Source organism: Streptomyces sp. NPDC048506, from assembly GCF_040651315.1.
Taxonomy (GTDB): domain Bacteria; phylum Actinomycetota; class Actinomycetes; order Streptomycetales; family Streptomycetaceae; genus Streptomyces.
The window spans coordinates 1-17,957 of the sequence record NZ_JBEZIX010000096.1 but is presented as its reverse complement, the minus strand read 5'-3'; the positions used below and the strand labels follow the sequence as shown (position 1 = coordinate 17,957).

Annotated in this window: 13 protein-coding genes and 1 pseudogene; 11 read left to right on the top strand and 3 right to left on the bottom strand. The window is 71.4% G+C overall.

Annotation, left to right across the window (positions count from 1 at the left end):
* The 4 genes and pseudogenes from AB0C96_RS41945 to AB0C96_RS41930 form a co-directional block, all read left to right on the top strand.
* Positions 1–446: pseudogene (locus AB0C96_RS41945) on the top strand (potassium-transporting ATPase subunit B); the annotation flags it as partial.
* 19 nt (positions 447–465) lie between these two features.
* Complete coding sequence (gene kdpC, locus AB0C96_RS41940; protein WP_362925437.1) at positions 466–1,137, top strand: potassium-transporting ATPase subunit KdpC; 672 nt, start codon at positions 466–468, stop codon at positions 1,135–1,137.
* 326 nt (positions 1,138–1,463) lie between these two features.
* Positions 1,464–2,672: an alginate lyase family protein gene (locus AB0C96_RS41935; RefSeq protein WP_362925432.1), complete on the top strand. Its 1,209-nt coding sequence runs from the start codon at positions 1,464–1,466 to the stop codon at positions 2,670–2,672.
* Positions 2,673–2,811: 139 nt separating this feature from the next.
* Positions 2,812–3,531 (top strand): ABC transporter ATP-binding protein, encoded by a 720-nt coding sequence (locus AB0C96_RS41930; protein WP_362925436.1) that lies wholly within the window; start codon positions 2,812–2,814, stop codon positions 3,529–3,531.
* A 7-nt stretch (positions 3,532–3,538) separates the two neighbouring features.
* On the opposite strand, the gene AB0C96_RS41925 is transcribed toward AB0C96_RS41930, so the two are convergent.
* Positions 3,539–4,102, bottom strand: coding sequence for a GNAT family N-acetyltransferase (locus AB0C96_RS41925; RefSeq protein WP_362925431.1), 564 nt, complete (start codon positions 4,100–4,102; stop codon positions 3,539–3,541).
* 533 nt (positions 4,103–4,635) lie between these two features.
* Between AB0C96_RS41925 and AB0C96_RS41920 the strand changes: the two genes are divergently transcribed.
* The 4 genes from AB0C96_RS41920 to AB0C96_RS41905 all read left to right on the top strand — a co-directional run bounded on the left by AB0C96_RS41920 (position 4,636) and on the right by AB0C96_RS41905 (position 9,481).
* Positions 4,636–7,197 (top strand): sensor histidine kinase KdpD, encoded by a 2,562-nt coding sequence (locus AB0C96_RS41920; RefSeq protein WP_362925429.1) that lies wholly within the window; start codon positions 4,636–4,638, stop codon positions 7,195–7,197.
* Positions 7,198–7,276: 79 nt separating this feature from the next.
* Complete coding sequence (locus AB0C96_RS41915) at positions 7,277–7,960, top strand: response regulator (protein ID WP_362925427.1); 684 nt, start codon at positions 7,277–7,279, stop codon at positions 7,958–7,960.
* 252 nt (positions 7,961–8,212) lie between these two features.
* Positions 8,213–8,611, top strand: coding sequence for an OB-fold nucleic acid binding domain-containing protein (locus AB0C96_RS41910; protein ID WP_362925426.1), 399 nt, complete (start codon positions 8,213–8,215; stop codon positions 8,609–8,611).
* A 3-nt stretch (positions 8,612–8,614) separates the two neighbouring features.
* Complete coding sequence (locus AB0C96_RS41905; RefSeq protein ID WP_362925424.1) at positions 8,615–9,481, top strand: DUF3159 domain-containing protein; 867 nt, start codon at positions 8,615–8,617, stop codon at positions 9,479–9,481.
* 99 nt (positions 9,482–9,580) lie between these two features.
* Here the strand turns inward: AB0C96_RS41905 and AB0C96_RS41900 are convergent, their stop codons facing one another.
* A complete protein-coding gene (locus tag AB0C96_RS41900; protein WP_362925422.1) occupies positions 9,581–10,252 on the bottom strand; it encodes a TrkA family potassium uptake protein in 672 nt (223 codons plus the stop codon).
* Positions 10,249–10,917, bottom strand: coding sequence for a TrkA family potassium uptake protein (locus AB0C96_RS41895; protein ID WP_362925421.1), 669 nt, complete (start codon positions 10,915–10,917; stop codon positions 10,249–10,251). The genes AB0C96_RS41900 and AB0C96_RS41895 overlap by 4 nt, the downstream gene beginning before the upstream one ends.
* Positions 10,918–11,247: 330 nt before the next feature.
* Here AB0C96_RS41895 and AB0C96_RS41890 point away from each other — a divergent pair, with 330 nt between their 5' ends.
* The 3 genes from AB0C96_RS41890 (at position 11,248) to AB0C96_RS41880 (ending at position 17,108) form a co-directional block, all read left to right on the top strand.
* A complete protein-coding gene (locus AB0C96_RS41890; protein WP_362925434.1) occupies positions 11,248–13,272 on the top strand; it encodes an NAD-binding protein in 2,025 nt (674 codons plus the stop codon).
* Positions 13,273–13,547: 275 nt separating this feature from the next.
* Positions 13,548–15,599 (top strand): APC family permease, encoded by a 2,052-nt coding sequence (locus tag AB0C96_RS41885; RefSeq protein WP_362925419.1) that lies wholly within the window; start codon positions 13,548–13,550, stop codon positions 15,597–15,599.
* Positions 15,600–15,779: 180 nt separating this feature from the next.
* Positions 15,780–17,108: a TRAM domain-containing protein gene (locus tag AB0C96_RS41880; protein WP_362925417.1), complete on the top strand. Its 1,329-nt coding sequence runs from the start codon at positions 15,780–15,782 to the stop codon at positions 17,106–17,108.
* Positions 17,109–17,957 lie beyond the last annotated feature (849 nt).

Below are 17,957 nucleotides of genomic sequence, written 5' to 3'. Positions count from 1 at the left end.
ACACCGGTACCTCGGCCGCCAAGGAGGCCGGGAACATGGTGGACCTGGACTCCAACCCGACGAAGCTCATCGAGATCGTCGAGATCGGCAAGCAGCTGCTGATCACCCGGGGCGCGCTGACCACCTTCTCGATCGCCAACGACGTCGCGAAGTACTTCGCGATCATCCCGGCGATGTTCGCGGTGGCCTACCCGGGCCTGGACACCCTCAACATCATGCGGCTGTCCAGCCCCAACTCCGCGATCCTGTCGGCGATCATCTTCAACGCGCTGATCATCGTCGCGCTGGTGCCGCTCGCCCTCAAGGGCGTGCAGTACCGGCCGGTCAGCGCGGACAAGATGCTGCGCCGCAACCTCGCGGTCTACGGACTCGGCGGCCTGATCGCCCCGTTCATCGGCATCAAGCTGATCGACCTGCTCATCTCCCTCATCCCCGGACTGCATTGATTAAGGAGTGGTGACCGACATGAACAACTCGGTACGGAACACCGCCCGGTTGATGTGGGCGGGGCTGCGCGCCCTGCTCGTGCTGACCGTGCTCTGCGGGGTCGCCTACCCGCTGGTGGTCACCGGCGTGGCGCAGGCGGCCTTCCACGACAAGGCCAACGGGTCCGAGGTGAGCTCCCACGGCAAGGTCGTCGGCTCCTCGCTGCTCGGCCAGCGCTACGACAAGGGCACGGACAAGGACGGCAACCCGATCCCGGACCTGCGGTTCTTCCAGCCGCGCCCGTCGGCGGGCCTGGGCAGCAACAAGACCAACGGGGTCAACACCCAGTACGACCTGAAGGTCTCCGGCGCGTCCAACCTCGGCGCCACCAACACCGACCTCGTCAAGGCGGTGAAGGAGCGCAAGAAGTGGGTCGCCGAGACCTACCGCGTCGCGGAGTCGAAGGTCCCGGCGGACGCGGTGACCTCGTCGGGCTCCGGCCTGGACCCCGACATCTCGCCGGAGTACGCCACCCTTCAGGTCAACCGGGTGGCCGAGGAGAACAAGGTCCCCCCGGCCAAGGTGGCGCAGCTGGTCAAGGCGCACACCGAAGGCCGCCAGCTCGGCTTCATGGGCGAATCGCGGGTGAACGTCCTGGAGTTGAACATCGCCCTGAAGGACCTGGTGAACGGCGAGGGCGGCAAGGGCTGATGCGCTGACGCCGCGGCGTGCGGCGTGCGGCGTCAGCCGGCGGGCGGCCCCCGAGGAGCGGATCCTCGGGGGCCGCCGCGCTGTTGTCGGTCCCCCGCGCTCCTGCGGCACCCGAACTCCGTACCGGAGCAAGCCGGTTGAAACCCCTTTGAAGCCGCTTGCTCCGGTCACCTCTTGATGGCACCTTCCTGCGCCGCGTCTTGACGCCGCGATGGCCGGCCCGTACGTTCCCCAGCCATCGCAGGTGTTCATGTCAACGCCTGTCGTTCATGTACGAGAACAGCTCCCGTCCATCGAGCATCTCGACAGGAAGGCACCCACCCCCCATGCGCAGAAAGCTCACGCTCGTCGTCGGCGCGCTGACCGGCGCCCTGACGGCAGGCCTGCTCATCGGTGCCCCGTCCACCGCGGCACCGGCGGCCGGCGGGCCCTCGGCCGCGGCCCCGGCCACCTTCACCCACCCCGGCGTGCTCGTCGGCACCGCCCAGCTCGACCTCGTCCGCAGCAAGGTCGACTCCGGTGCACAACCCTGGAAGAGCGCCTTCGACGCCATGATGGCGAGCCGGTACGCCACGCTCTCCCGGACCCCCAAGCCCCGCGCCGTCGTCGAGTGCGGCCCGTACTCCGACCCGAACCACGGCTGCACCGACGAACGGGAGGACGCCCTCGCCGCGTACACCCTCTCGCTGGCCTGGTACCTCACCCGCGACAGCAGGTACGCCGACAAGGCCATCCAGATCATGGACGCCTGGTCCGGCACCCTCAAGGACCACACCAACAGCAACGCACCGCTACAGACCGGCTGGGCCGGCTCCTCCTGGCCGCGCGCCGCCGAGATCATCCGCTACACCTACGACGGCTGGCCCAAGGACCGCATCGACCGCTTCGCCGGCATGCTGCGCACCGTCTACCTCCCCGAGGTCATCGGCGGCTCCCACAGCAACGGGAACTGGGAGCTGAGCATGATGGAGGCGGCGGTCGGCATCTCCGTCTTCCTGGAGGACAAGGCCTCCTACGACAAGGCCATCGCCGCCTTCCGCGCCCGTGTGCCCGCGTACATCTACCTGAAGTCCGACGGCGAGTTGCCCAGGACCGTACCGGGCAGCGGTCTGAACACCCGCGACAAGATCATCAAGTACTGGCAGGGCCAGTCCACCTTCGTCGACGGCCTCACCCAGGAGACCTGCCGCGACTTCACGCACACCGGATACGGCCTGTCGGCCATCTCGCACATCGCCGAGACCAGCCGTCTCCAGGGCCAGGACCTCTACCCCGAGGTCGCCGACCGGCTGCGCCATGCGCTCGGCTTCCAGGCCACCTACGAACTGGGCGCCGCCCCGCCGTCCTGGCTGTGCGGCGGCAGCGTCAAGCGCGGCCTGGGCCCGGTCACCGAGGTCGGCTACAACGCCCTGCACAACCGGATGCACTACGAGATGGCCCACACCCAGGAGCTGACCGAACGACAGCGGCCGGCCGGCTCCAACAACCTCTTCGTCGGCTGGGAGACCCTGACCCACGCGGAGAACCCGAGCTGATCCGGGGCCGCGCCGGCGGCGTCCGGGAGTTTTCCACAGGCGTTGCCTGCCGAACCGCGCGGTACGCATACTGACGCGGTCGGCAGGTGACCCGGTGCCGGCGCAGCGACGGGGGAGTGGGCTCGTGGGGGAGCAGACGATGGACGGTGGGGGAACCACAGCCGAGGAGAGCCGGCCGGCGATGGTCGTCGTCGAAGAGCTGCACCGCAGCTACGGCAGCGACGCCGGTGCCGTGCACGCGCTGCGCGGGGTGTCGTGCCGCGTCCCGCGCGGTGAACTGGTGGCCCTGCGCGGCCGCTCCGGATCCGGCAAGACGACCCTGCTCAACCTGATCGGCGGGCTGGACGCCCCGGACTCCGGGCGGATCACGGTCGACGGCACACCGCTCGCCGACCTCGGTGAGCGCGATCTGCTGGAGATGCGCCGCGAGCGCCTCGGCTTCGTCTTCCAGTCCTTCGGGCTGATACCGATCCTCAGCGCCGCGGAGAACGTCGGCGTGCCGCTGCGGCTGCGCAAGGTCGCGGCACGTGAGCGCGAGGAGCGCGTCGCACTGCTGCTGTCGCTGGTCGGCCTCGCCGACCACGCCGCACAGCGTCCCGGTGAGCTCTCCGGCGGCCAGCAACAGCGCGTCGCCATAGCGCGGGCGCTCGCCAACCGCCCCGCCCTGCTCATCGCCGACGAGCCGACCGGTCAACTGGACGCCGAGACCGGCATGGAGGTGATGGAGCTGCTGCGCGCCGTGGTGCGCAGCGAGGGCGTCACCGCCCTGGTCGCCACCCATGACGCCAACCTGCTCGGCCTCGCCGACCGCGTCCTGGAACTGAACGACGGCCTGATAACGGAGCGGGCCGCGAGCTGAGCCCGGGTCACCACACGTCGCCGTCGCGCCAGTCGCAGGTCAGGTCGGCGTCGAGGTCGAGCGGAGCGGCCGCGGTCGGCAGCACGTGGATGCAGCCGTCCTCGTCCGGGGTGCGTCGGGTGCCGGACGGGGTGAGGGTCCAGGAGGGGCCGCGCCAGAGCTGCCAGCCGCGGGCCGCGTAGAAGTCGCCGGCCTCGTCGGAGGCGCCGAGCGCGCCGAGGTCGTAGGCGCCGTGGATCACCCGCTCCAGGGCCGCCATCAGGGCCGCTCCATGGCCGCGGCCCCGCCGGTCCGCACGGACTCCGACGCCCTCCACGTACCCGCAGCGCAGCGCCCGCCCGTTGTGCAGCAGCCGCCGTTGCACCACTGCGGCATGGCCGACCAGGTCGCCGTCCTCGTGGACCAGAGCGTGCAGACCGCCGAGCGAGTGCTCCCAGTCCTCGGGGGCCATGTCGTCGAAGACCTCGTGGAGGAGGGCGCGGGCGGCCTGGAGGGTGGCGGTGTCCAGGTCGGCGGTGTGGGCGAGGCGCACCGCGGCGGGGCGGGGCGCTGTCGGATGGGTGTCGGCCATGTGCGGCATGGTCGCAGCCGGACCGCAACCGGGCCACGGGATTGTTCCGGCCACTTTCTCCGGGGCGGTTCCCGACGCCCCTGCCTGTCAGCGATGCGTCAGGGAAGGCCGGCCGGTCTGGTGCCCGAGGAGTCCACCCGCTGTCATGGGGGACGACCGGGCGCACCGTGCTGACGGACCGGCCGCCCTCCGGCGGCGCGTGGAGTGCGGGGCCCGGAGCGGTCGGGCTGGCCGCAGCGGTGGGCGCCGCGTACCTCTTCGCGCGGCGCCCATCCGCCCATGGGCGCCCATCCGCCCGCGGGCGACTACCCGTACGGGTGGTGTTCCGTGCTCATCAACGTCCCCACCAGCAGGTCCGGGAGCTCGCCCGGCTCCTGAGCCCGGCGTCCCGGCACCCGTTCGGCGCACGTATCAGAGTCGCGTCAAGACCGGGCGCGAAGTCGGCATCCAGTGCATTTGTCCCCTTGTAGGGTCGGTAGGGTCGCAGCAGGTCCAGCCCGGTGGGGGCAGCCTTCACGTAAGACAATGAGGCCATGGCACGCGGCAAGCTACGGATATATCTCGGGGCAGCACCGGGCGTCGGCAAGACCTACGCCATGTTGTCCGAGGCGCACCGGCGCGTGGAGCGAGGTACGGATGTCGTCGTGGGGTTCGTCGAGCACCACGGCAGGCCCCGGACCGAGGTCATGCTGCACGGACTGGAGCAGATCCAGCGCCGCGACCTGACGTACCGCGGCTCGTCCTTCACCGAAATGGACGTGGACGCGGTCCTGGAGCGCAAGCCGGCCGTGGCGCTGGTCGACGAACTGGCGCACACCAACGTCCCCGGCTCGCGCCACGAGAAGCGCTGGCAGGACATCGAGCAGTTGCTGGAAGCCGGGATCGACGTGATCTCGACGGTCAACATCCAGCACCTGGAGTCGCTCGGCGACGTCGTCGAGTCGATAACGGGGGTGCGGCAGCGGGAGACCGTGCCGGACGAGGTCGTCCGGCGGGCCGACCAGATCGAGCTTGTCGACATGTCGCCCCAGGCGCTGCGCCGCCGGATGGCGCACGGCAACATCTACCGGTCGGACAAGGTGGACGCCGCCCTGTCCAACTACTTCCGGCCCGGCAACCTCACCGCGCTGCGCGAGCTCGCCCTGCTGTGGGTCGCCGACCGGGTCGACGAGTACCTCCAGGAGTACCGCGCCGAGCACTCGATCCGCTCGACCTGGCAGGCCCGCGAGCGGATCGTCGTCGGGCTCACCGGCGGCCCCGAGGGCCGTACGCTCATCCGCCGCGCCGCCCGGATGGCCGCCAAGGGGTCGGGCAGTGAGGTGCTCGCCGTCTACATAGCCCGCAGCGACGGCCTGACCTCGGCCTCGCCCAAGGAACTCGCCGTCCAGCGCACGCTGGTGGAGGACCTGGGCGGGACGTTTCACCATGTGATCGGCGACGACATACCGACCGCGCTGCTGGAGTTCGCCCGGGGCGTCAACGCCACCCAGATCGTGCTGGGGTCCAGCCGCCGCAAGGCCTGGCAGTACGTCTTCGGCCCGGGGGTGGGCGCCACCGTCGCCCGCGACTCCGGCCCCGATCTCGACGTGCACATCGTGACCCATGGCGAGGTCGCCAAGGGCCGGGGGCTGCCGGTGGCGCGCGGCGCCCGGTTGGGGCGGACCCGGATCATCGCCGGCTGGCTCGTCGGGGTGGCCGGCCCGGCACTGCTCACGTTGCTGCTGACCAGCGTCGCCAACGGTCCCGGGCTCGCCAACGACGTGCTGCTCTTCCTGTTCCTGACCGTCGTCGCCGCGCTGCTCGGCGGCCAGCTGCCGGCGCTGGCCTCGGCCGCGGTCGGCTCGCTGCTGCTGAACTTCTACTTCACACCACCGACCCACACGCTGACCATCAGCGACCCGAAGAACATCGTCGCGATCGTGATCTTCTTCGCGGTCGCGGTGTCGGTCGCCTCGGTGGTGGACCTCGCCGCCCGCCGTACCCACCAGGCCGCCAGGCTGCGCGCCGAGTCGGAGATCCTCTCGTTTCTCGCGGGCAGCGTGCTGCGCGGCGAGACGACCCTGAACGCCCTGTTGGAGCGGGTGCGGGAGACCTTCGGCATGGAGACCGTGGCGCTGCTGGAGCGCGGCAGCGACGTCGAGCCGTGGAGCTGCGCGGGCCGCGCCGGCGGTCCCGACGGCGACGGCGCCGAGCCCCTGCTGCGCCCCGAGGACGCGGACGTCGACATGCCGGTGGGCGACCACATGGCGCTGGCGCTGACCGGCCGGGTGCTGCCCGCCGAGGACCGCCGGGTGCTGGCAGCGTTCGCCGCCCAGGCCGCCGTCGTCCTCGACCGGCAGCGGCTGGTGGGCGAGGCGGAGCGGGCCCGGGAGCTGGCCGAGGGCAACCGCATCAGGACGGCGCTGCTGGCCGCGGTCAGCCACGATCTGCGCACCCCGCTGGCGAGCATCAAGGCCTCCGTCACGTCCCTGCGCTCCGACGACGTCGCCTGGTCCCCGGAGGACGAGGCGGAGCTGCTGGCCGGGATCGAGGCCGGCGCGGACCGGCTGGACCACCTGGTCGGCAACCTCCTGGACATGTCCCGGCTACAGACCGGCACGGTCACCCCGCTGATCCGTGAGATCGACCTCGACGAGGTGGTGCCGATGGCGCTGGGCGGCGTACCGGAGGGCAGCGTCACCCTCGACATCCCCGAGGAGCTGCCGATCGTCGCCGTCGACCCGGGGCTGCTGGAACGTTCGGTCGCCAATCTCGTCGAGAACGCCGTGAAGTACAGCCCGGACGGCGAGGCGGTGCTGGTCGCGGCGAGCGCGCTCGGCGACCGCGTGGAGGTCCGGATCGCCGACCGCGGGCCGGGTGTCCCGGACAGCGCCAAGGACCGCATCTTCGAGCCGTTCCAGCGCTACGGTGACGCCCCGCGCGGCGCCGGCGTGGGCCTGGGCCTGGCCGTGGCACGCGGCTTCGCGGAGGCGATGGGCGGCACGCTCGCAGCCGAGGACACCCCCGGGGGCGGCATGACCATGGTTCTCACCCTCCGGGCCGCGCCCGGCCGCCCACTGGTCCGACCCGACCTACCGGCCCAGGCCACGACATGAGTCGTACCCCATGGACCACACTCACCACACGCTCCGCGGGCCGGACCCGCGGGAAGACGACACCACAGGGAGACAGCCAGTGAACCGGGTGCTTGTGGTCGATGACGAGCCGCAGATCGTCCGCGCCCTCGTGATCAACCTGAAGGCGCGCAAGTACGAGGTCGACGCCGCCCCCGACGGGGCCACCGCCCTGAAGCTCGCCGCCGCCCGCCACCCCGACGTGATCATCCTGGACCTCGGGCTGCCCGACATGGACGGCGTCGAGGTGATCAAGGGGCTGCGGGGGTGGACGCGGGTACCGATCCTGGTGCTCTCCGCGCGGCAGACCTCCGACGAGAAGGTGGAGGCGCTGGACGCGGGCGCGGACGACTACGTCACCAAGCCGTTCGGGATGGACGAGCTGCTGGCCCGGCTCCGGGCGGCGGTGCGCCGCGCGGAGCCGACCGGGCCGGCGGACGACGAGGTGATCGTGGAGACCGAGGGCTTCACCGTCGACCTCGCCGCAAAGAAGGTCAACCGCGGGGGCCGGGACATCCGGCTGACCCCCACCGAGTGGCACCTCCTGGAGGTCCTGGTCCGCAACTCGGGCCGCCTGGTCAGCCAGAAGCAGCTCCTCCAGGAGGTCTGGGGCCCCTCCTACGGCACCGAGACCAACTACCTGCGGGTCTACATGGCCCAGCTCCGCCGCAAGCTGGAGAGCGACCCCTCGCACCCGAAGCACTTCATCACCGAGCCGGGGATGGGGTACCGGTTCGAGCAGTGAGGCGGAGTGCCGGCCGGGGGTCCGGGGGTTGGCCCCCGGGGGGTGCGGCATCACCGAGCCGGGGACGGGGTACCGGTTCGAGCAGTGAGGGCGGGGTGCCGGCAGGTGTGCCGGCCGGGGGCGGGGGCGGTTTCCCGGGGCGTCCGCGCGTCGGCGGTCCGAGGTCGTCGCCATGATTGGCCTCGTCGGACCCGCACGCAGTGCGTGTGCGGGCCGTGATTCCCGGACCTGGCCACCGGTACGCTGGGAGCCATGAGTGCTGGTACCCGACCCGAGAAGCCGGCCGGTCGCTTCCGCCGGATGCTCGACAGGCTGGCCTCCTCCGAGGAGGAGCTTCAGTCCGCCGAGTTGCAGCAGGATGCGCAGGACGCGGGGTGCACCCGTATCTGCGACTGCGACGACCGGCAGATAGTGAAGGTCACCGGCACCCTGCGGCATGTCACGCTGCGGCCGCGCGCCGGAGTGCCCGCGCTCGAAGCGGAGCTGTTCGACGGCTCCGCGGCGCTCGACGTGGTGTGGCTCGGCCGCCGCTCCATCGTCGGGATCGAGCCGGGACGCAAGCTCATCGCCTCGGGCCGGGTCTCGCTGAGTCACGGGCGCCGGGTGCTCTTCAACCCGAAGTACGAACTGCGACCGCTCGGACAGGAGTAGCCGGTGACGTCCCACGACCGACCGACCACTGACACGGATGCCGCCGGTACCGGCGCCGCCCCGGGCTCGGCGCCCGAACAGGGCGCCGACGGCAGACAGGTGACCGAGGCGGCGCTCTTCGAGGCCTTCGGCGGCGTACGCGGTCTGGTGGAGACCGTCCTGCCGGGCCTGCTGTTCGTCGCGATCTTCACGGTCAACAAGGACCTGCACATCTCGGCGATCGCCGCGCTGGCCGTCTCGCTGGTGCTCGCGGCCGCCCGCCTGGTCCGCAAGGACACCGTCAAGCACGCCTTCGGCGGTGTCTTCGGGGTGGCCTTCGGCGTGGTCTTCGCGATGATGACCGGCAACGCCAAGGACTTCTACCTGCCGGGCATGCTCTACACCCTCGGCCTGGCCGTGGCGTACATCGTCACCACGATCGCCGGCGTCCCGCTGATGGGGCTGATCCTGGGCCCGGTGTTCAAGGAGAACCTCTCCTGGCGCACCCGCAACCCGGGCCGGAAGAAGGCGTACGCCAAGGCCAGTCTGGCCTGGGGCCTGATCCTGCTCGCCAAGTGCGCGATCCTCTTCCCGCTGTACTGGTGGGCGGACACCGCCCAGCTCGGCTGGGTACTGGTCGCACTGAAGATTCCGCCGTTCCTGCTGGCCCTCTACCTCACCTGGGTCTTCCTGGTGAAGGCGCCGCCGCCGATCGACGTCTTCGCCGAGATGGAGGCGAAGGAGAAGGCGGAGCAGGACGCCGAGGAGCGCCGCCGCGTCGAGCGCGAGGTCCTGGACCGGGTCGCCGACGACGTGTACGGCGATGTCACCGCCCAGGCCATCGCGGAGTCCGCCGACGACCGCCCGCGGGGGGCCCGCCACCGCCGCTGACGGCCTTGACCGGCCGGCCCGCCCGGAACGCCAGGGGCCCGGGAACCATCTGGTTCCCGGGCCCCTGGCGTGCGCGTGCGCCCAACCGATCCGTCGTCGTTACGCGTCCTCGCGGCGCACCGACAGCAGGTCCTCCAACTGCTCCTCACGCGACTGAGCCGCGACGAACAGCAACTCGTCACCGGCCTCCAGCACGTCGTCCTTGTTGGGCGTGAGCACCCGCGTACCGCGGATGATCGTGACCAGCGAGGTGTCCTCGGGCCACGCCACATCACCGACCCGGGTGCCGGCCAGTGCGGCCTCGGGCGGCAGGGTCAGCTCGACGAGGTTGGCGTCGCCGTGGCTGAAGCGCAGCAGCCGCACCAGGTCGCCGACGCTGACCGCCTCCTCGACCAGGGCCGACATCAGACGCGGGGTGGACACCGCGACGTCGACGCCCCAGGCCTCGTTGAACAGCCACTCGTTCTTCGGGTTGTTCACCCGGGCGACCACCCGCGGCACGCCGTACTCGGTCTTGGCGAGCAGCGAGACGACCAGGTTGACCTTGTCGTCGCCGGTCGCCGCGATGACGACGTTGCAGCGCTGAAGCGCCGCCTCGTCGAGCGAGGTGATCTCGCAGGCGTCGGCCAGCAGCCACTCCGCCAGCGGCACCCGCTCCACCGAGATGGCGGTCGGCGCCTTGTCGATGAGCAGGATCTCGTGCCCGTTCTCCAGCAGCTCGCCGGCGATGGAACGGCCCACCGCGCCGGCACCCGCAATCGCGACCCTCATGAGTGCGCCTCCTCAGGACCCGTGGCGAATGCCGCCTCGACCTTCTCGACCTCGTCGGTGCGCATCATGACGTGCACCAGATCGCCTTCTTGCAGCACGGTCTGCGACGTCGGCAGGATCGCCTCGCCCAGCCGGGTGAGGAAGGCGACGCGGACCTCGGTCTCCTCCTGAAGCGCGCTGATCTTGTGACCGACCCAGGCGGGGGAGGTGTGCACCTCGGCGAGCTGGACGGCGCCGCTCGGGTCCCGCCACAGCGGCTCGGCGCCGGACGGCAGCAGCCGGCGCAGCATCTGGTCGGCCGTCCAGCGGACGGTGGCGACGGTGGGGATGCCCAGCCGCTGGTAGACCTCGGCGCGGCGGGGGTCGTAGATCCGGGCCGCGACGTTCTCGACGCCGAACATCTCGCGGGCCACCCGGGCGGCGATGATGTTGGAGTTGTCACCGCTGGAGACGGCCGCGAAGGCACCCGCCTCCTCGATGCCGGCCTCCCGCAGGGTGTCCTGGTCGAAACCGACGCCGGTCACCCGGCGGCCGCCGAAGGTCGACCCCAGGCGCCGGAACGCGGTCGGGTCCTGGTCGACCACCGCGATGGTGTGGCCCTGGCTCTCCAGGGTCTGCGCAAGCGCGGAGCCGACGCGCCCGCACCCCATGATGACGATGTGCATGCTGATTACCCCGTGCCCTGTACTAGCGCGCTGACCTGCCCAAACACCCTGCTCACTACTTTCTTCTCCACGTACCGGCGTCACGAAGCCACAGCTCGCGATGGGGACCGGGTGCACTGGCGCGGGCGCCGGGCGCACCGTGGTCCGGTACAACCGTAGCCGCAACACCGCCCCCGGTAGAGGGGTGCGGTGGGCCGCGGCAGGATGCGGACCGACACGTCGGCACGGCGACCTCCCGCGCCGGGCTGCGCCACGGCGCCCCCGTAAGGCACGCTACGAGGCGTGCCCAACCTGCCTCTGCCGCCCCAACAGGGCTCCGCTGCCCCGCACATGATGGTCTGCGGCGACGATGCGCTCGCGCACCGGCTCGCCGCCGAGCTCCGCGACGTCCACGGCGAACGGGTGACGCTCGTCGTCCCCCCGCCCTCCCCCAAGCTCCTGACGAGCAGAGGGGAACCCCGTCCGCACCGCCCCCGGATCCCCCCGCCGGCCCGCGCGCTCGTCCAGGCCACCGCGCTGCTGGGCCGGGTGTCCGCGGCGATGGGCCGTACGGCGTTGCTGCCACCGGAGGCACCCGGTGACGGCGAGGAGCCACCGGAGGAACTGGTACGGATCCTGGAGTCCGCGGAGCCGGACGACATGACGCTGATCGAGGCGGGCATCGCCGGGGCGGAGGCGCTGGCGCTGGTCTACGACGACGACGAGCTCAACATCCACGCCGCCCTGCGGGCCCGCCGGCTCAACCCCCGACTGCGGTTGGTCATCCGCCTCTACAACCGCAAACTCGGCCAGCACCTGGAGGAGTTGCTCGACCAGGCCGCCGCGGTCGCGGCCCAGGCCGGCGGCGGAGTCGCGGACGCTGCGGAGGTCACGGGCGTCGATGCCTCCACGACCGTGCTCTCCGACGCCGACACCGTGGCGCCCGCGCTGGTCGCCACCGCGGTCGCCGGAACGAGCAAGGTCATCGAGGCGGACGGGCTGCTGCTGCGCGCCGTGGAACGTGCGCCGGCGCCACCCGGCCGCCCCGGCGAGCCAGGACTGTGCACCCTGGCGCTGCTCTCCGCCTCCGCCACCGACCCGGCGTCCGCCCCGCACGCCCCCGTGGAGACGCCGGTCCCCGGGGCGGGCGACGAGGGCCCGGTCCTGCTCCCGGACGATGCGGCCGCCGCGGCCGCCACCGGATGCGGCACCGTCGTCCTGGAGACCGTCTCCTATACCGGACGGACGGTGCGCCGCCGCGGACTGCGCGGCCGGGGCGCGCCGCTGGCCTCGCTGTTCTCCCGGCGGTTGCGCTGGTCGCTGGCCGGTGTCGTCGGCGCGGTGCTGGCGCTGGCCATCGCCTCCTCCCTCACCACCGGCGACAATCCGGTGCACGCCGCCTACCTCTCGCTGCTCGACCTCTTCGCCATCAACGATCCGGCGATCGGCCAGCCGCTGCCCCGCAAGATCCTCCAGCTGTTGTCCGGGTTGACCGGCCTGCTGCTGCTCCCGGTGCTGGTCGCGGCCGCGTTCGAGGGGCTGGGCACCTTCCGCAGCGCCTCGGCGCTACGCCGTCCGCCGCGCGGGCTGTCGGGGCACGTGGTGCTGCTCGGCCTCGGCAAGGTCGGCACCCGGGTCCTGGCCCGGCTGCACGAGATGGGCATCCCCGTCGTCATCATCGAGGGCGACCCGGAGGCCCGGGGCATCGCGCTGGCCCGGCGGCTGCGGGTGCCGACGGTCCTGGGAGACGTCACGCACGAGGGGGTCCTGGAAGCCGCGATGGTCGAGCGGGCGGCCGGTCTGCTCGCGCTCACCAGCGAGGACACCACCAACCTGGAAGCCGCCCTCTACGCCCGCTCGGTCAATCCGGAGCTGCGGGTGACGCTGCGGCTGTTCGACGACCGCTTCGCCACCGCCGTCTACCGCACCCTGCGCGCCGCGCACCCGCGGGCGCTGACCCGCAGCCGCAGCGTCTCGTTCCTGGCCGCGCCCGCCTTCGCCGGCGCGATGATGGGCCGCGAGATCCTCGGGGCCATCCCGGTCGAGCGGCGGATGCTGCTGGTCGCCCGGGTCGAGGTGCGCGGCCATGCCGCGCTGGAGGGGCGTACGGTCGGCGAGGTGCTGAGGCCGGGACGGTTGCGGGTGTTGGCGGTCGACACCTCAGCGCCCGACGAACCGGAGCCGGACGCCGCGCCCGTCGCACCGCCGGCGGAGGCGGAGCGCCAGCCGGCCCGCCTGGTGCACGAGCTGGGCGACGACTACGTCCTCCGGCCCCAGGACCGGGTGCTGCTGGTCGCCACCCGGCAGGGGTTGGGCGCGCTGCACTCCCGCCGTGCGCGCAGCGCCGGAAGTGCCGCCGCACCGCCCCCGTCGTGACGCGGTCGCCCGTCGTGACCGCGGCGCCATGACAGCCCTATCGCCTCACTGTGACTCCCCTGTCGCGCCCCGTGACTGAGGTAAGACTGCCGTGACGAACGCCACGACAGCCGCCCCGGTACGGGCGCGACGTGCATGTGACGTGCGGATCCTGTGGAGGCACCGGGCTCGAAGGCGCCCCCGAGCAGGCCAGGTGTGCGCCGGCGCGCAGCGCGCCGTCCGCCCATCCGGGTGGTGGCTGGGCATGAACCTTGACGAACCCTTAGCATCCTCGGGTGTCCAAACTGACCGACGTGCCCAAACGGATCTTGATCGGGCGCGCACTGCGCAGCGACAAGCTCGGGGAGACCCTGCTTCCCAAGCGCATCGCACTCCCCGTCTTCGCCTCCGACCCGCTGTCCTCCGTGGCCTACGCGCCGGGCGAGGTGCTGCTCGTCCTGTCCGTCGCGGGAGTGTCGGCGTACAACTTCAGCCCGTGGATCGCGGTGGCGGTCGTGGTGCTGATGTTCACCGTCGTCGCGTCGTACCGGCAGAACGTGCACGCCTACCCGAGCGGCGGTGGTGACTACGAGGTCGCCACCACCAACCTCGGCGCCAAGGCCGGCCTCACCGTCGCCAGCGCACTGCTCGTCGACTACGTCCTGACCGTCGCGGTCTCGATCTCCTCCGGCATCGAGAACCTGGGCTCCGCGATCCCGTTCGTCGTCGAACACAAGACGCTCTGCGCGATCGCCGTCATCGTCCTGCTGACCCTGATGAACCTCCGCGGGGTCAAGGAGTCCGGCAAGCTCTTCGCGATCCCCACGTACGTCTTCGTCGCCGGCGTCTTCGTCATGATCGCCTGGGGCGTGGTCCGCGCCGTGTTCCTGGGCGACACGATGAAGGCCCCCACCGCCGACTACACCATCCACGCCGAACAGGGCGGCCTGGCCGGCTTCGCGCTGATCTTCCTCCTGCTGCGCGCCTTCTCCTCCGGCTGTGCCGCGCTCACCGGCGTCGAGGCCATCTCCAACGGCGTCCCCGCGTTCCGCAAGCCCAAGTCCAAGAACGCCGCCACGACGCTGGCCCTCATGGGCGGCCTGGCCGTCACCATGTTCTGCGGCATCATCGCCCTGGCCATGGCCACCCACGTCCGGATGGCGGAGACCCCCGCCAAGGACCTGCTCGACCACGGCCGGCCGCTCGGCCCCGGCTACACCCAGAACCCGGTCATCTCGCAGGTCGCCGAGGCGGTCTTCGGCAAGGGCAGCCTGCTCTTCGTCATCCTCGCCGCGGCCACCGCACTGGTGCTGTTCCTCGCCGCCAACACCGCCTACAACGGCTTCCCGCTGCTCGGCTCGATCCTCGCCCAGGACCGCTACCTGCCGCGACAGCTGCACACCCGCGGCGACCGGCTGGCGTTCTCCAACGGCATCGTCCTGCTGGCCGGCGCGGCGGCGATCCTGGTCTACCTCTACGGCGCGGACTCCACCCGTCTGATCCAGCTCTACATCGTCGGCGTCTTCGTCTCCTTCACGCTCAGCCAGACCGGCATGGTCCGGCACTGGAACCGCCATCTGCTCACCGAGAAGGACCCGGCCAAGCGCCGCCGGATGCACCGTTCCCGCGCCATCAACGCCTTCGGTGCCTTCTTCACCGGCCTGGTCCTCGTCGTCGTCCTGCTGACGAAGTTCACCCACGGCGCCTGGGTCGCGCTGCTCGGCATGGTCATCTTCTTCGTGACGATGTCCGCCATCCGACGCCACTACGACAGCGTCTCCGACGAGATCGCCGCCGACGAAACCCACGACGACGACCTGGTACGCCCCTCCCGCGTGCACTCCCTCGTCCTGGTCTCCAAACTCCACAAGCCCACCCTGCGCGCCCTGAACTACGCCAAGCTGATGCGCTCCGACACCCTCGAAGCGGTCAGCGTGGACGTCGACCAGGCCGACACCAAGGCCCTTCGGGAGGAGTGGGAGCGCCGCGGCATCGACGTACCCCTGAAGGTCCTGGCCTCGCCCTACCGCGAGATCACACGCCCGATCATCGAGTACGTCAAGTCGCTGCGCCGGGAGAGCCCGCGCGCCGCCGTCTCCGTCTACATCCCCGAGTACGTCGTCGGCCACTGGTACGAGCATCTGCTGCACAACCAGTCCGCGCTGCGCCTCAAGGGACGCCTGCTCTTCACCCCCGGCGTCATGGTCACCTCCGTCCCCTGGCAGCTGGACTCCTCCGAGGCCGCCAAGCTCCGCGCCCGCAAGCGCGCGGACTGGAACGCGCCGGGCGCGGTACGCCGCGGTCCGGTCACCCAGCCGAAGAAGGAGAAGACGGCCACCAAGCGGTGACGGACGCGAGGGCGGAGCACGAGAAACGTGACTCCCGGCCGTAACGGGCGATGCCTCGGGCCATGGACCGGGCCATGGCCCGGGGCACCACCCGGCGGGACGTAAAATGGACGGCTGTCGTCCCGCCGGTACCGCTCCGGCACCGCCCTCCTCCCACCCCACCCCAGGAGCCCTCCCGCCATGCAGGCAGAACCGAAGAAGTCGCTGGTCGGCGAGGAGTACGAGGTCGAGGTCGGCCCGGTGGCCCACGGCGGCCACTGCATCGCCCGCACCGACGAGGGCCAGGTGCTCTTCGTCCGGCACACACTGCCCGGCGAGCGGGTGACCGCCCGGATCACCGAGGGCGAGGAGGGCGCCCGCTTCCTGCGGGCGGACGCCGTCGACATCCACGTGGCCTCCAAGGACCGCGTCGAGGCCCCCTGCCCCTTCTCCGGCCCCGGCCGCTGCGGCGGCTGCGACTGGCAGCACGCCAAGCCCGGCGCACAGCGCCGCCTCAAGGGCGAGGTGGTGGCCGAGCAGCTGATGCGGCTGGCCGGCCTCACCCCCGAGGCGGCCGGCTGGGACGGTACCGTCGAGCCCGCCCCCGGCGACAAGGTCGCCAAGGGCGAGGTGCCGGCCTGGCGCACCCGCGTCCAGTACGCCGTCGACGCCGACGGCCACGCCGGCCTGCGCAAACACCGCTCCCACGACGTCGAGCCGATCACCCACTGCATGATCGCCGCCCCCGGCGTCTCGGAACTCGGCATCGAGAAGCGCGACTGGCCCCAGATCGCCACCGTCGAGGCCATCGCCGCCACCGGCTCGCACGACCGCCAGGTCATCCTCACCCCGCGCCCCGGCGGCCGCCTCCCGATCGTCGAACTCGACAAGCCGGTATCGGTGATGAGGGTGGGGGAGAAGGACGGTGCGGTCCACCGCGTCCACGGCCGCCCCTTCGTCCGCGAACGCGCCGCCGACCGCACCTGGCGGGTCGGCGACGGCGGCTTCTGGCAGGTCCATCCGAAGGCCGCCGACCTCCTCGTCGGGGCCGTCATGCAGGGCCTCATGCCGAAGAAGGGCGACATGGCCCTCGACCTCTACTGCGGAGTCGGCCTGTTCGCCGGTGCCCTCGCCGAACGCGTCGGCGACAAGGGCGCCGTCCTCGGCATCGAATCCGGCAAGCGCGCCGTCGAGGACGCCCGCCACAACCTCGCCGACCTGGACCGCGTCCGCATCGAACACGGCAAGGTCGACCAGATCCTCCCCCGCACCGGCATCACCGACGTCGACCTCGTCGTCCTCGACCCGCCCCGCGCCGGCGCCGGCAAGAAGACCGTCCACCACCTCGCCTCCCTCACCCCCCGCCGCATCGCCTACGTGGCCTGCGACCCGGCCGCCCTCGCCCGCGACCTGAAGTACTTCGCCGAGGCGGACTACGCACCGCGGCGGATGCGGGTGTTCGATCTGTTTCCGATGACGCATCACATGGAGTGCGTTGTGGTGCTGGAGCGGGCGACCAAGGGCGCCTGACCTGTGGGCCTTCCCGTGCGCCGCAAGCCGTGGTCCGGCGTGGTTCCGCGGTCGGTCGGGTGCACGGAGCACCCCTCGGAGCCTGGTGCCTGACACTCCGGTGCCAGGCACCAGGTGCTGGCATCTCCGGTATTGGAGGTGTGGTGCCTGGGCCGGGGAGCCCCCTGGCCCTGTGCGGAACGGCTCTTGTGGCGTCTCAGGCGGTGCCCTCGTCTGCCTGCTCCAGCTCTTCCGAGGGGCCGCCGAGATCGTCGAGGCGCTGCTGGACGCTGCAGCGACGGCGGCGTTCGGCGCACCTCTTGGACAGCGGCGAAACCTTCAGTGGAGTGGGAGGACGGCACCAACGCCCAATGCGTCCCTCACGGTCCCCCTCGCAGGCGGCCCACCATTGCGAGTGTGCTGACCCGGGGCAGACCATCGGAGTACGCCTGCCTTGCGGGTGCCCCAGTGGCCAGGTGGTCCGGCGACCCAGCGCTCCGGGATGGCTCGAACCACCGCGGACGCGCCCCCAAGTCGTGCCGCACCCATAGGATCGTGTAAGTTCTTCGAGTTGCCACGGAGCCGACCGGCCCCACGGCAGCCATCCCGCCGCTTCAGCGGCACACCACTACCGCACGGCCCCTCACCGGGAAGAATTTCGGCATGCCGGAATTCGGACCGGGACTCGATTATGAGTTGCCGAGGGATTCCGCTAATGTAGTGATCACGCCGAAAGGGCAGCGGAAAAGCTGCTCCGAGGCAAACCCTCCGACGAAAATCGGAACCGGAAACGAAACGAATCCGGGTCTGCTAAAGTCGGAACCGCGAGAAAGCCGAAAGGCCGGATCGCACCGGCGAAAATCGGAGCCG